Below are 13,569 nucleotides of genomic sequence, written 5' to 3'. Positions count from 1 at the left end.
AATGGTTTACCTCCTGTTTTATTTAGTATTGGATTCGCCGTCACAGCATTTTTTCGCTTATCAGAAAAACCTCTCTGTCCGCAGACCGAGAGGTTTACAAAATTCTGTGTGAGTTTTGTACGTCCCTCGGCAGGTGTTTTTACCTTACGCCTTACGGCACCTGCTGTCTTCGGCATTCAATACCCAAATAGTTTATCATAATATATTTGGATTGTCAATCACTTTTTTAGTTTTTTGCATTAAAATACTGCCAGACGGTCAATCCGGCTGTACGCCGCTGGGGCGCAGAACCAGATCAATGTCTGACAGTTAAAATGACACAATCGACTAGTTTGTTAACTTAGCTACGTTTAACTTAACGCCCGGGCCCATTGTGGAAGTAAGAGTAACGCTCTTTAAGTAAGCGCCCTTTACTGTGCTCGGTTTTGCTTTGTTGATTGCATCCATAAGCGTCTGGAAGTTGTCCGCTAACTGTTCTTCTGTGAAAGAAGCCTTACCTACTGGCACGTGAATGATGTTTGTCTTATCGAGTCTGTACTCAATCTTACCAGCTTTGATCTCTTTGATAGCCTTTGTAACGTCCATTGTTACGGTACCAGCCTTCGGGTTCGGCATTAAGCCCTTCGGTCCGAGTACACGGCCAAGACGTCCAACAACGCCCATCATATCCGGTGTAGCAACAACTACATCAAAATCTAACCAGCCTTCGTTCTGGATCTTCGGAATTAAATCCTCTGCTCCAACGAAGTCAGCGCCTGCAGCCTGAGCCTCATCAGCCTTCGGTCCTTTTGCGAATACAAGGATACGAACAGTCTTACCTGTTCCGTGCGGCAGAACTACTGCACCACGGATCTGCTGATCAGCATGACGGCCATCACAGCCTGTTCTTAAGTGAGCCTCGATTGTTTCATCAAATTTAGCAACAGCAGACTTTTTAACTAATGCGATTGCATCTGCTGTATCATAAAGAGTAGCGCGGTCGATAGCTTTTGCCGCTTCTACGTATCTTTTTCCTCTTTTCATTATAAAAAACCTCCTGTGGTAGTGTCGGGAGTCCTCCCTCCCACGTGATTGTTGCTGTATATGGAGGTCCATCCTCCATTCAGTCGCTTACGATCAGTCTGTTACGGTGATACCCATGGAACGAGCAGTACCAGCGATCATGCTTGTAGCAGCCTCGATGCTTGCAGCGTTTAAGTCTGGCATCTTGAGCTCAGCGATCTTCTGTACCTCAGCTCTTGTAAGAGTAGCTACCTTTGCTTTGTTCGGTGTTGCGGAACCGGATTTGATCTTTGCAGCCTTCTTTAATAATACAGCAGCCGGCGGAGTCTTTGTGATGAAGCTGAAGCTTCTGTCAGCGTAAACCGTGATAACAACCGGGATGATCATATCGCCCTGATCAGCAGTCTTAGCGTTGAACTCCTTTGTGAACTGTACGATGTTTACACCGTGCTGTCCAAGAGCCGGTCCAACTGGCGGAGCCGGTGTTGCCTTGCCGGCAGGAATCTGTAATTTAATATAACCTGTAACTTTCTTTGCCATAATTAGGCACCTCCTAAATAATGTGGTAATGTCGGGGATTTCCCTCCCACGCGGGCACAAAGTCCGTTTTCCTAAAAAAGGTACGGACGACCGGTCCGGATCTTAGTCCGTTTACGGTCACATCTTCTTGATTTCAGAAAAGCTCAGTTCCACCGGTGTTTCACGGCCGAACATTTCGACGTTGATTGTAATGGACTGCTTGGACTCATTGACGGTTCTAATGACACCGACTGTATCCTTCCATGCGCCGGCCGTAACAACGACGGTATCTCCGACGGCGAAATCCACAACGACATCCGGTGTCTTAAAGCCAAGGCTCATCATCTCTTCTTCTGAAAGCGGCACCGGCTTGGATCCCGGTCCTACGAATCCGGTTACGCCTCTGGTGTTCCGTACAACGTACCATGTATCATCATTCATGATCATATGAATCAGCACATAGCCCGGGAACATCTTACGCTCGACCTGCTTCTGAGCACCGTTTTTAAGCTCGATGACTTCTTCCAGCGGGACGGAGACCTCTAAGATCTGATCCTGAAGACCTCTGTTTTCGATTGTTTTCTCAATGTCAACCTTTACCTTATTCTCATATCCGGAATAAGTGTGTACAACATACCATTGTGCTTCTGACATATCTTCACCTCATCCTTAACCAAGTACAATATTGAGACCAAATTTGATGATCAGGTCAAGGGCTGCGATAACAATCCCCAGAATTACTGTTGATACGACTACTACAGCGGTCTCTTTCGTAAGCGTATCCTTATCCGGCCAGATGATCTTATTGAATTCAGCTTTTAAGCCTTTGATAAAGTCCGTTTTAGGGGCTTTCTCATTACTTGCCGTTTCTCCCATAAATTCACGTCCTTCTTGCAAACCGGATTACTTAGTTTCTTTGTGCATCGTATGTCTCTTGCAGAATCTGCAGTACTTCTTTGTCTCCATGCGGTCCGGATGAGTCTTCTTATCCTTCGTCATGTTGTAGTTGCGCTGCTTGCATTCTGTGCATGCCAGTGTAATCTTAGTGCGCACGACTTCCACCTCCGTTTAATTTCTTTGTAAGGCGGTCTTTTCTCTATTCATTGCTATCGTTTTTTGAGCATAAAAAAAAGACCTATATCTTCCATTCGCCCGAATATTGTAACATAAAAATTGCGGCGCGTCAAGCATTTCCTTGAGAAATAAGAGTTTTCGTGGAGTTTTAGTTGATTGGCGGGGTGCTGCTGTGTAGTTGGCACGCCAAGGAGAAGGGGCACTATTGGGAACAAGATTTTGCGCAAGAGCGGACTTTGGTCAGTTGTCGCGTAAATAAAAAAAGCCTCTCGTTTCCATCTTTCAGGCAACAAGAAGCTTTTCATTATCTAATATTTACAGGACCTTCGATAAAAATTCCTTTGTTCTCTCATTCTTCGGATGCGCGAAGAATTCTTCCGGTGGAGCTTCTTCGAGAATTTTTCCCTGATCCATAAACAGCACGCGGTTTGCAACCTCTCTCGCAAAGCCCATCTCGTGGGTTACAACGACCATGGTCATTCCTTCGTTTGCAAGCTCCTTCATGAGATCCAGTACCTCACCTACCATCTCCGGATCGAGAGCACTCGTCGGTTCATCGAAGAGGATCACATCCGGCTTCATCGCCAGAGCGCGGACGATGGCCACACGCTGCTTCTGTCCGCCGGAAAGAGTGGACGGGTAAACGTCTGCTTTATCCTCAAGGCCGATGCGGCGTAACAGCTCAAGGGCTTCCTCTCTCGCCTGTGCCTTGATCTCCGCCTTTGTCTTCGGCGCATCAGGTGCCAGCGTTCCTTTTCTCTTTGCCTTCTTTAACTCTTTACAGCGCACATAGACCGGCGCCATCATGATATTCTCGATCACAGTCATATTGTTGAACAGGTTGAAGTGCTGGAATACCATGCCCATATGGCGGCGGTGGATATTGATGTCCACGCGCATATCGGCGATATCTACGCCGTTAAAAATGATGCTGCCGGAGGTCGGATCCTCCATACAGTTCAGGCATCTTAAAAATGTACTTTTTCCGGAGCCGGACGGACCGATGACTACAACGATGTCACCTTTATTGATGGTCACATTGATTCCCTTCAGGACTTCCAGATCACCAAATGTTTTTTTCAGATCAATGACGTCTATCACTCTTCTTCAGGCTCCTTTCCATCAGTTTAACAAGAATTGAGATCACCAGCACGAGAACGATGTAGATCGCCGCCATGACAAGATACGGGACCATGAACTCGTAGCTGTTGCTTCCGATATAGTTGAAGGCAACGTAAAGATCCGCCGCGCCGACGAAGCTGACAACGGAGGTTTCCTTGATCAGGGCAATAAACTCATTGCCCAGAGTCGGAAGAATATTTTTCACTGCCTGCGGGATTACGATCCGGATCATCGCAGGACCAAAGCCAAGACCAACTGCACGTCCCGCCTCAAGCTGTCCCGGATCAACGGACTGGATACCGCTTCGCATGATCTCGGAAATATACGCGCCGCTGTTTAAGCCAAAGACCACCATGGCAACACGGACACCCGGCAGCTTGATCCCCATAAGCGGCAGCATAACATAGTAGAAGATCAGAAGCTGCACGACCATCGGGGTTCCGCGGAAGAGACCCACATAGAAGCTGCAGACCGCATTCAGCGCCCGCGGAAGTGTCTTATATTTCGGCAGGACGCGGACCGTCGCGATGATGGTACCGATCAAAACACCGATGAGCATGCCGACTACCGCGATCAGAAGCGTATTCTGCAGACCCTGTACGACCTTGACGTAACCGTTTTTCTCAATAAATATCTGTACAAACTTGTTCCATTTGTTCCCGAAGTTTCCCATAATACCTCCAGATAGCAAAAACACAGCGTTTCCAGCCATGTTCCAGTACAGTCAAAAACGGGAGCGAACCGTATCCTGCCCCCGCTTTTATAACCAGTATTTCCAATATTTTTACTGCATTGCGTTGATCGCCTTTGTGATGCTTGCTGCCGGAGCCGCATCAATGAGCACATATTTCAAGTTGCCATTGATCATATCCTGAACTGCAAGAGATGCGCTCTTATACGGTACCCACTCAGCCGGAAATCCTTCAAAGCCCCAGTCATCACTGCCCTCAATGAAGTACTGGGCTGTTGTTCCCTGCTGTCCGCCGATCTTGTCGCTCGCACTTAAGCCCTTAAGGATCTCTTCTACGGAAGCTGCGTCCTTGCAGTCATCAAAAGCCGTGTCACCCGCCAGTGTAACCAGTCTCTGGGATGCTTTATAATACGGGTCGGAGAAGGTTACATATTCTTCTCTCTCCTCGTTGATCGTTAAACCGGCCATTGCGATATCGCATTTGTGCTGTCCAACGGATAAGCATACGGCATCAAAGTCCATGTTTTCGATCACAAGCTCCTTGCCAAGCTCCTGTGCAAGAAGAGAAGCAATCTCCATATCGATTCCCTTGTAGCTGTCGCCGTCTACGTACTCAAACGGCTCAAAGGATGCGTTTGTCGCAACAACAAGCTGATCCTTGGAAGCATCATACTCTGCGGATTCTACTGCAGCCGGCTCGCCATCACTGAAATATTTATCACAGATCGTATCGAAGGTTCCGTCCTCCTGGATCTTTGCGATGAATGCATTTACCTGCTCAAGCAGCTCCGGCTGGTCTTTATCCACGCCGAATGCATACTGCTCATCTGTAAGATCATATTCGATCACCTTAACAACTCCGGCTGCCTCATCTTTCTTTTCTTCTGCAGCCGCACCTGCTGTTGTCTCTGTCTTGTTCTCTGCTGCTGCCGTTGTCTCTGTAGTTTTGCTGCCGCAGCCTGTAAGAAGTGATGCTGCCATTGCAGCGGTCAGACATAATGCAATCGCCTTTTTCATAATATTTTCCTCCTCTAACCCAATACGGATTTGCAACTTTTTCGACGGAACCCACTATACCACAGGCCTATACAAAAAGCAAGTGTTTATGCATATGCTTTTGCATATTTATGCAGTATCTCTCATTCTATAACCTGTATGCATATCACTTTTCCCTGTCCTATCTGCCCCCGGTCATGCAGATCACAACGAAATAGATCCGGCTGATCCCCGATGCCCGCAGGGCTCTCGCGCACGCCTCGATGGTACTGCCCGTTGTATAAATGTCGTCCACAAGGATCACACTCCTGATCCCCTCCGGGATCTCCCCCGCCGCAAAGGCACCGGAAAGGTTCTTAAGCCGCTCCGCTGCCGAAAGATCCTTCTGCGGCAGCGTCTTCTTATTTCTCACCAGCATTTCCGGTATTACCGGAATCCCCAGCTTCTTTCCGATGACCCGTGCCAGAATCTCTGCCTGATTGAATCCCCGGGTCTTTTTCCTCGTGGCATGGACCGGCACCGGGACCAGGGCATCTGCCTGCATCCGGCGGATTGTCCGTCCGTACCGTGCCGCCAGAGCTGTCCCGTAAAAATCCAGGTACTCTCTCTTATTATTGTACTTGATCTGCGCCATGGAATGCCTCGCCACCTCATCGTAATTTAATAAGGCGATTCCGTACTCAAAGGCACGCGGATGGCGCATGCAGTCCGGACAGAACTCCAGACTCCCGTCTTCAATCTCTTTTCCGCATTTTTTACATACCGGCGATCTTACAAACGATAGTTTATGAAGGCAGTCCGGACAGATCATCCGCCCGGAACCGCCAGTGATATCCCCGCATACCGGACAGCGGCGGGGATATAGAACATCAAGAATTTTATTAAATTTCATATTAAATATAAATATTCGAACAAATAGTGCAGGTCTATTTCTGCATCATAGATGTATCAATCTCCAGAATCCGGTCCTTCAGCCCCGAGTACCGTTTCTGCTCCACCTCATTGTCCACCATCGCCTGGAACACCTCCGGGATCCCGACCAGGCAGACACACGATTTTGCTCTCGTGACCGCTGTATAGATCAGGTTTCTCGTCATCAACATCCTCGGACCGGAATGGACCGGGATCACCACTGCCGGATACTCGCTTCCCTGGGACTTGTGGATCGTGATCGCATAGGCAAGTTCCAGCTCCTCCAGCTGCTTAAAACTATACTCCACCATCTTCCGCTCATCGAACTCCACCTCCAGAGTTTCCGCAAAGCTGTTGATGGACCGGATGATCCCCGTGTCTCCATTAAAGACGCCTTCCCCTTTTTCCACCGGGATCCCGTACCTGTTGCGGACCTCCCACTCGATCTGGTAATTGTTTTTGATCTGCATGACCTTATCGCCGACCCGGAAGATCGTTCCGCCGGACTCTTTTTCCGCTTTCTGCGGTGCAGGCGGATTAAACCGCTCCTGAAGCTGCTTATTTAGCGCCTCCACTCCGAGAGCACCTTTCCGCATCGGCGTCATGATCTGGATATCCGACATCTCCGCATGGACGTAGTTCGGCAGCTTATCCTGTACAAGGACCATCATATCCTTCACGATGTCCGCCGGATAGTCACGGCGAATAAAAAGGAAATCACGGCTCTTCTTATTTAAGGGAACCACCTCGCCGTCATTGATCTTATGGGCATTGACAATAATGTCACTCTGGGCCGCCTGGCGGAAGATCTTTGTAAGTTTTACAACAGGGAACGCCTCAGACGCGATCATATCCCGCAGGACATTTCCCGGTCCGACGCTCGGAAGCTGGTTCACATCTCCCACAAGGATCAGCCTCGTCCCCACATTTACTGCCTTTAAGAGTGAGTGGATCAGGCTGATGTCGACCATCGACATCTCATCGATGATGATCACATCCGCGTCGAGAGGATTTTCCTCGTTCCGCTCAAAATGCATGCCCTCCAGCCGGTTCTCGCCAGAATTGCCGTTGTTTTTCGGATCCGCGACAGGCGCTCCGGTCAGCTCCAGAAGGCGATGGATCGTCTTTGCCTCATATCCGGTCGCCTCCGTCATGCGCTTTGCCGCACGCCCCGTCGGGGCCGCCAGAAGGATCTCCATATCTTCCTGGTCAAAATAGTGGATGATCGTGTTGATCGTCGTTGTTTTACCAGTTCCAGGTCCTCCGGTGATAATAAGGAGACCATTGCTCACCGCCTCCATCACCGCCTGCTCCTGGAGCTCATCCAGCTCGATCTTCTCCGCCTCCGTGATCTTTTTGAGCCGTTTTTTCACGTCCTCCTCATTGATCTTCGAGTGAATATTCAGATCATGCAGCATTCTCGCCGTATTGAGTTCCATATAGTAGAACTGTGCCGGATAGACGATCCGCTTTCCGTCCTTTTCTTTCACCACCAGCTTCTTCTCCATCTGGAGATCCACCAGATGTTTTTCCATGTGCTCCGGTTCCACATTTAAGAGTGCCGATGCGTTGGCAAACAGCTCCTCCTCCGGCAGATATGTATGGCCATTTCCCGTCGCCTGGAGCAGTGCATAGAAGAGTCCACTGCGGATCCGGTAATCGGAATCCGTAAAGATACCGACTTTCGCCGCGATCTCATCCGCGATCTTAAAGCCTACGCCCTGGATATCATCCGCGAGCTGATAAGGATTTTCCTGGATGACCGAGTACATCTTCGGACCGTAATGCTGGTAGATCTTCACCGCAAGGTTCATGGAAATCCCGTACTGCTGAAGGAAGACCATCGCCTGGCGCATATCCCGTTTTTCCTCCACCTGGCTGCAGATCTCCATCGCCATGCGCTCGCTGACGCCTTTGACCTCTGCGAGGCGCTCCGGCTCTTCTTCCATGATCCGGAATGTATCCGCCTTGAACTTTTTCACGATCCTTTTAGCTAAAGCAGCTCCGATGCCTTTGATAGCACCGGAGCCGAGATACCGTTCAATTGCCAGTGTGTCCTCGGGAGCTTTTATCTCATAGCTCTCCACCGCAAGCTGTTCACCGTAGATGGAGTGTTCCACCATCCGGCCCGTCGCCTCGATCCGCTCTCCCTCACTGATGTAGGGAAATGTGCCGACGAGGATATATTCTTCTCCCCCGTCCGCCACGCTTAAGACCGAGTAACCGTTATCCTCGTTGCGGTATTTGATTCTTTCCACATAGCCTGTTACAGTTGCCATTTTTTATTTTTCTGCGCCTTTTCCGCCGTGTGCGAACTCGATAAACTTACCGGTTCCGATCGCAACCGCTGTAAGCGGCTCCTCCGCGATCATTGTCGTGATTCCGGTCTTCTCCTCGATCAGGGCGTCAAGTCCGGAAATCAGGGATCCGCCGCCGGTAAGAACGATTCCACGGTCGAAGATATCGGCCGCGAGTTCCGGTGGGGTACGCTCCAATACATTGTGTACAGCGTCTACAATCTGCATCGCCGGCTCTCTTAACGCCTCAAGTGTCTCGTCAGATGTGACAACGATGGTCTTCGGAAGGCCGGTCACAAGGTTTCTTCCGCGGACTTCCATCGTCACAAGCTCCGGACGGCGGTAAGCCGCGCCGATGTTGATCTTGATCTCCTCAGCGGTTCTCTCACCGATCAGGAGGTTGTGTTTTTTTCTCATATAGCGGACAAGGGCTTCATCGAAGTCATCTCCGGCCGTCTTGATCGAGGTGCTGACTACAGTACCGCCGAGAGAGATGACTGCGATATCCGCAGTACCGCCTCCGATATCTACGATCATATTTCCGCATGCCTTGGAGATATCAATTCCGGCACCGATTGCTGCTGCAACCGGCTCTTCGATAATGCAGACCTCACGGGCACCTGCCTGGTATGTTGCATCCTCAACGGCCTTTCTCTCAACCTCTGTCGCTCCGCTCGGGATGCAGACAGCGATACGCGGTTTTCTTAAGGTTCTCTTTCCGACCGCTTTGTTGATGAAATATTTTAACATTTTTTCGGTTACGGTATAATCGGAAATTACACCTTTACGGAGCGGTCTTACCGCAACGATATTACCCGGAGTACGTCCGATCATCAGACGCGCCTCCTCACCGAAGGTAATTACTTTATTCGTCTCCCTGTCCAGTGCTACTACGGACGGCTCCTTTAAAACAACGCCTTTTCCCTTAATGTATACAAGGATGCTGGCGGTACCTAAGTCAATTCCAATGTCGTTGGACATCATCATTGTCGTCTTCCTCCTGTCTCTCTAACTGAAAATCTCCTGAATCCATTTCCACATCCCATCGGTGGGATGTGCCTCGCTTATCTCTCTATCAGAAAACCCTGCTTTATTCAGGGCGCGAAATATCAGTTTTTATTATATACGAAAGACCTTTGTTTTTAAAGGGGTTTTTGAAATTTTTATTCTACTGCACCCAGACGCCATTTTTATCAACATAATACTGTCCGCCGATCATCTGGCTCGTGAGCATCGCGCCGTCAGCTCCGCAGTAGTACCATGCGCCGTTGGTCTGTACCCACTGGCTCTTGACCAGCGCGCCGGACACTCCGCAGTAATACCACCGGTTGTTGTTCATTACCCACTGGTTCTCTGTCATATATCCGGACTGGTTGAAATAATACCATACGTTGTTGATCAGCTTCCAGTTCGCCACTGGGTAAGTCTTATCCGGGTTGCACCACCACCAGCCGTTGCCGTCGCGGAGCCATGCGCCGTCTACGGTGCTGGAGGAGCTGGAGCTTGTCTGATTGTTTGATCCTGAGGAACCGCTGCCGTAATACTTCGCTGCTGCTGTGCGGTTCGCGTAGATTGCGGATGCCTCGCTGCTGTTTACATCTTTGGAGTCAGACTCCTGCCAGCTGGTCTCGTTGTTTCCCCGGATCGCTTTTACCTTAAATGTATAACTTCCACTTTTTGTGAAGGAACCACAGAAGTTGTAGTAATCATTCGTTGTCGTATATGTGGAGCCCACTGCGCTTCCGTCCCTATATAAACGAACCTGATATTTCTTTGCGGAATCAGATCCCTCCCAGCATGCAACTCCACCGTAGCTGTCATCCCAGAAAAGATCATATACTTCCAAATCATCATCAGAATCATAGTCCGTGTCGATATCTTCGATCTTCGGGAGTGTCACATAGACAGACAGCTTTGAAGTACTTCTCGAAACAGATGTCACCGTCTGATCATCATTTCCGAGATATACATCGGATCTACCGAGTCCGGTGGAGAACGTATATCCGCTCTCCGCGCCAAGAGTAACTTTTACCTTCGGCTTTGTGCTGTCGTTCCAGTCTCCGCTCGGTGTATTTGTGACTGTCACCTCATCCACATAACAGCCGTCATCCGACACTTCCGCCTCAACTTCAAGGTTGTCGGAATCTGTCAGGACTGCACTGATATCGATCGTGACCTCCTCGATTCTTTCCGATGCCATAACCGGAAATGCCAGCATTGCTGTCATAAGAAACGCTGCGGGTACTAATATCATTTTTTCTTTCTTCATTGTGAACCTCCCCGTTTTCTTTTTCTCTTATCTCAAGATGTTGGGATCAAAAGCTTTTGGCCTCTCTGATACCAATTTATTATATAGTATATCAGATATTTATGGACAATTTATGTTCAAATTTCCTGCCAAACTTCGGCAAAAATGCGGCAGATCTCCGGGAAATCCTCGGCGCAGGATTTGTTGTCTGTCTCTGTGCCAATTTTCGCCATATTTCGATACGGCTCTTCATTATTCGTTAAGTAATTTTACTTTCTTTTAATTTTTTACTCACAGTTTAGACACATTTTGTCTATATAATATAATTACGTTATCCGAAAGGATAACCTGCCTTTGTTTCAAGTGTTACACTTGAACACACAAAGCTTTTTCATACTCATACCTGTCGGAGGCAACTCTGGCAGGTCCCCCTAAAAAATTGATACTTTCCATACTCCCCTTAGGGACTGCAGGAACGGCTGCGGTTCCTATTTTTTTGCTCAGCCAATTTACCAAAGTCCTTGTTTCCTATATTCTTGTTTTTTAACTTTTATTTCCGGACATAATCCTTCCAGCTATTGATTTCAACTTCAACTTTCGACATCCTTCCCTTTTCACCAGTTTTATGTTCCTTTCCATTGACTTCTATTTTCCCTCACGGTATAGTAAATATATTAACATTGCCAGCAACGCGGAGGCATTATTTTCAGAAATCAAAACTCCGCAAAAGTGGCTCATTCCACAGGAGGATATTTTATGAATTCGCTAAAACGCATCGCAGCTGCCGCGCTGTCCGCAGCTCTCTGTTTTTCCATGGCTGTTCCGGCCTATGCCGACCACTATCAGACTCCGAAGTCCATCAAGGGCGTTCTGATCAACGAGCACGCCCAGATCCCGGATGTCCTCGAGGTGGGCGCATCTCAGGTCGTTTTAAACTTTCCAATGTCCTGGGCATTCAGCAGCCAGTTGTCTGTCTGCCAGGATCTCTACACAAAGCTTGACCAGGCGGGTGTCACCGTGACACTGATCGTCTTAAACGACTGGGCGGCAGCGAGCTACAGCCCGTCCCTTCTTCCGGTATCCCAGCCAACCGGCGCAAGCTACTACGCGTTCAACACCTTAAACGATGCAGGCGTCCAGTCCACAAGAGATGCCGCAAAGCGCGTCACAGAGGCATTCAAGGATTGTGTCTCCAACTGGGTCATCGGCAACGAAGTCAATGACGGTCAGGCATGGAACTATATCGGACAGATGGATATCGACACCTACTGTTCCAACTACGCCACCGGATTCCGCACCTGGTACGACACCATCAAAGGTTCCAACAAGCTGGCAAACGTCTATATTCCGTTTGACTTCCGCTGGAACTGCGGACAGGTCGAGGGCTTCAAGTACGGCGCTATGGACATGATCCCGCGGTTAAACAGCCGCCTGAAAGATACCGACTACGGCATCGCATGGCACGCATATCCGGAGACCTTCGAGGATCCGGTCTTCACCGATGATATCTACACGTTGGAGAAAGCAGATACTTATATTATCAACCTGAAGAATCTCCACGTTCTGACCGACTATATGCAGCAGGCAGACATGCTCTCCCCGACCGGAAAGGTCCGCCACCTGATCCTCTCCGAGCAGGGCTTCACATCCGATTCTCCTGCCCACAACGGCCAGTGCCTCGATCTCCAGGCTCAGTGCATCAAAGAGGCTTACGAGGCAGCAAAGGCAAACCCGTATGTTGAGGCATTCCTGTTGAACCGCATGAAGGATGAGCAGGGACTTCTGGGTGCGCATTATGCGTTCGGCCTCATCGATGTGAACGGAAATAAGAAGCCGAGCTTTGAGGTTTATAAAAACCTTCAGTAATTTCCCAATGCCTGACTGTCCGCGTTAGGGATACAATAGACAGCCAGATACTTTTACAGTGAATTACCCACCACTTAATTTTGAAGAAATTTGAAGTGGGGGCTTCTGGGGAATCCTTGGACTCCCGTTTAAGAAGTTTGATCTTTGAGTTTCCGCCCGCTCTCAGGCGATCCTTATTCTTACAGGCGTATCCACATCGCCTCTATCATATAGAGCCCTTAGACTCACAATGTTACATTTACGCATGATATTTAAAGCACCATTGACATCAGCGTTGATCCGCCTTCCAGAGCGGTCCTGATACAGGCCACGGCAGATCCGGCGGCCGGAAAAGACTGGTGGCACAAGTCCTGCTTCTCCATATACGGGCATTTCATCCAGATCCCAGAAGGATGCCATGGAAGTATAGCTTTCCTCCTGTTCCACGTAGCGGATCCCATTCATTTCACACAGATATTTCAGTTTCCTGCGGAGTATCCCGAACGAAATTCCCACAAAGACCTGGTTCATCTGCCTGCCAAGGTCTGAGGAGCGCTGGAATGTGGTATTGTAGCCCACGATCAGGGTTCCGATATCGTTCCGGATACAGTAGGTGACCACCTGTTTCGCTGCTTTACCCATGTAGTCACGGACCTGGTTGTTTCTCTTCCTCTGCAAAACGGCCTGACGTCTGGTTGTTTTCTTTCCGTAGTGCTGCTTGTCTTTGACGCTCTGCAGGCAGGCGTTCCGCTTGTTGAACCACTGGTTGATGGATTTTAAGCGTTTCCCATCGATGAGGAAGCTTTCCCCTCTGTTGGAAACGGCCGTCATGAGATTGTCGATCCCGAAGTCGATCGCCAGTG

Annotated in this window: 14 protein-coding genes and 1 other annotated feature; of the genes, 1 reads left to right on the top strand and 13 read right to left on the bottom strand. The window is 49.1% G+C overall.

The genetic code is table 11. From position 1 onward, the window contains the following. Positions 1 to 53: 53 nt before the first annotated feature. Positions 54 to 191: a sequence feature (ribosomal protein L10 leader region), on the bottom strand. A gap of 136 nt (positions 192 to 327) precedes the next feature. The 12 genes from rplA to ABCW45_RS11270 all read right to left on the bottom strand — a co-directional run bounded on the left by rplA (position 328) and on the right by ABCW45_RS11270 (position 10,882). Then, entirely contained in the window at positions 328 to 1,023 is a 696-nt protein-coding gene (rplA, locus tag ABCW45_RS11325) for a 50S ribosomal protein L1 (protein ID WP_015553098.1), read from the bottom strand. 93 nt (positions 1,024 to 1,116) lie between these two features. Beyond that, positions 1,117 to 1,542, bottom strand: coding sequence for a 50S ribosomal protein L11 (rplK, locus tag ABCW45_RS11320; RefSeq protein WP_117469078.1), 426 nt, complete (start codon positions 1,540 to 1,542; stop codon positions 1,117 to 1,119). A gap of 117 nt (positions 1,543 to 1,659) precedes the next feature. After that, the gene (nusG, locus tag ABCW45_RS11315; RefSeq protein ID WP_117484019.1) at positions 1,660 to 2,175 is read right to left on the bottom strand and encodes a transcription termination/antitermination protein NusG; all 516 of its coding nucleotides are present in this window, start codon (positions 2,173 to 2,175) and stop codon (positions 1,660 to 1,662) included. Positions 2,176 to 2,190: 15 nt separating this feature from the next. Further along, the gene (gene secE, locus ABCW45_RS11310; protein WP_117469077.1) at positions 2,191 to 2,397 is read right to left on the bottom strand and encodes a preprotein translocase subunit SecE; all 207 of its coding nucleotides are present in this window, start codon (positions 2,395 to 2,397) and stop codon (positions 2,191 to 2,193) included. Between the two features lie 27 nt (positions 2,398 to 2,424). Beyond that, the gene (gene rpmG, locus ABCW45_RS11305) at positions 2,425 to 2,574 is read right to left on the bottom strand and encodes a 50S ribosomal protein L33 (RefSeq protein ID WP_008726232.1); all 150 of its coding nucleotides are present in this window, start codon (positions 2,572 to 2,574) and stop codon (positions 2,425 to 2,427) included. A 336-nt stretch (positions 2,575 to 2,910) separates the two neighbouring features. Beyond that, the gene (locus ABCW45_RS11300) at positions 2,911 to 3,696 is read right to left on the bottom strand and encodes an amino acid ABC transporter ATP-binding protein (RefSeq protein WP_117469075.1); all 786 of its coding nucleotides are present in this window, start codon (positions 3,694 to 3,696) and stop codon (positions 2,911 to 2,913) included. Then, positions 3,680 to 4,390: an amino acid ABC transporter permease gene (locus ABCW45_RS11295; RefSeq protein WP_015553094.1), complete on the bottom strand. Its 711-nt coding sequence runs from the start codon at positions 4,388 to 4,390 to the stop codon at positions 3,680 to 3,682. Before ABCW45_RS11295 ends, ABCW45_RS11300 begins: the two co-directional genes overlap by 17 nt. Before the next feature lie 111 nt (positions 4,391 to 4,501). Next, positions 4,502 to 5,425, bottom strand: a complete 924-nt coding sequence (locus ABCW45_RS11290; protein ID WP_343220863.1) for a transporter substrate-binding domain-containing protein — start codon at positions 5,423 to 5,425, stop codon at positions 4,502 to 4,504. A 160-nt stretch (positions 5,426 to 5,585) separates the two neighbouring features. Next, positions 5,586 to 6,296 carry a ComF family protein gene (locus ABCW45_RS11285; protein WP_343220862.1) on the bottom strand — a complete coding sequence of 237 codons (711 nt, stop codon included), beginning with the start codon at positions 6,294 to 6,296 and terminating at the stop codon, positions 5,586 to 5,588. A gap of 34 nt (positions 6,297 to 6,330) precedes the next feature. Next, on the bottom strand, positions 6,331 to 8,595 hold the full coding sequence (recD2, locus tag ABCW45_RS11280) for an SF1B family DNA helicase RecD2 (protein ID WP_117566708.1): 2,265 nt from the start codon (positions 8,593 to 8,595) through the stop codon (positions 6,331 to 6,333). A 3-nt stretch (positions 8,596 to 8,598) separates the two neighbouring features. Then, complete coding sequence (gene mreB, locus ABCW45_RS11275) at positions 8,599 to 9,600, bottom strand: rod shape-determining protein (RefSeq protein WP_015553090.1); 1,002 nt, start codon at positions 9,598 to 9,600, stop codon at positions 8,599 to 8,601. 181 nt (positions 9,601 to 9,781) lie between these two features. After that, a complete protein-coding gene (locus ABCW45_RS11270) occupies positions 9,782 to 10,882 on the bottom strand; it encodes a hypothetical protein (RefSeq protein ID WP_343220861.1) in 1,101 nt (366 codons plus the stop codon). A gap of 735 nt (positions 10,883 to 11,617) precedes the next feature. On the opposite strand from ABCW45_RS11270, the gene ABCW45_RS11265 reads away from it, so the two are divergent. Then, complete coding sequence (locus ABCW45_RS11265) at positions 11,618 to 12,727, top strand: DUF5722 domain-containing protein (RefSeq protein WP_343220860.1); 1,110 nt, start codon at positions 11,618 to 11,620, stop codon at positions 12,725 to 12,727. 162 nt (positions 12,728 to 12,889) lie between these two features. On the opposite strand, the gene ABCW45_RS11260 is transcribed toward ABCW45_RS11265, so the two are convergent. After that, on the bottom strand, positions 12,890 to 13,569 hold a 680-nt coding region (locus tag ABCW45_RS11260), incomplete at its 5' end, for an RNA-guided endonuclease TnpB family protein (protein ID WP_343220859.1).

This window comes from Pilosibacter fragilis, from assembly GCF_032490495.1.
GTDB classification, from domain to species: domain Bacteria; phylum Bacillota; class Clostridia; order Lachnospirales; family Lachnospiraceae; genus Pilosibacter; species Pilosibacter fragilis.
The sequence above is the reverse complement of the archived record's forward strand: the minus strand, read 5'-3'. Positions and strand labels throughout refer to the sequence as shown.

Excerpts from the sequence above, each read along its gene's own strand:
- rplA (WP_015553098.1), bottom strand. The coding sequence starts at position 1,023 with ATGAAAAGAGGAAAAAGATACGTAGAAGCGGCAAAAGCTATCGACCGC.
- rplK (WP_117469078.1), bottom strand. The coding sequence starts at position 1,542 with ATGGCAAAGAAAGTTACAGGTTATATTAAATTACAGATTCCTGCCGGC.
- nusG (WP_117484019.1), bottom strand. The coding sequence starts at position 2,175 with ATGTCAGAAGCACAATGGTATGTTGTACACACTTATTCCGGATATGAG.
- secE (WP_117469077.1), bottom strand. The coding sequence starts at position 2,397 with ATGGGAGAAACGGCAAGTAATGAGAAAGCCCCTAAAACGGACTTTATC.
- ABCW45_RS11295 (WP_015553094.1), bottom strand. The coding sequence starts at position 4,390 with ATGGGAAACTTCGGGAACAAATGGAACAAGTTTGTACAGATATTTATT.
- ABCW45_RS11290 (WP_343220863.1), bottom strand. The coding sequence starts at position 5,425 with ATGAAAAAGGCGATTGCATTATGTCTGACCGCTGCAATGGCAGCATCA.
- ABCW45_RS11285 (WP_343220862.1), bottom strand. The coding sequence starts at position 6,296 with ATGAAATTTAATAAAATTCTTGATGTTCTATATCCCCGCCGCTGTCCG.
- recD2 (WP_117566708.1), bottom strand. The coding sequence starts at position 8,595 with ATGGCAACTGTAACAGGCTATGTGGAAAGAATCAAATACCGCAACGAG.
- mreB (WP_015553090.1), bottom strand. The coding sequence starts at position 9,600 with ATGATGATGTCCAACGACATTGGAATTGACTTAGGTACCGCCAGCATC.
- ABCW45_RS11270 (WP_343220861.1), bottom strand. The coding sequence starts at position 10,882 with ATGAAGAAAGAAAAAATGATATTAGTACCCGCAGCGTTTCTTATGACA.
- ABCW45_RS11265 (WP_343220860.1), top strand. The coding sequence starts at position 11,618 with ATGAATTCGCTAAAACGCATCGCAGCTGCCGCGCTGTCCGCAGCTCTC.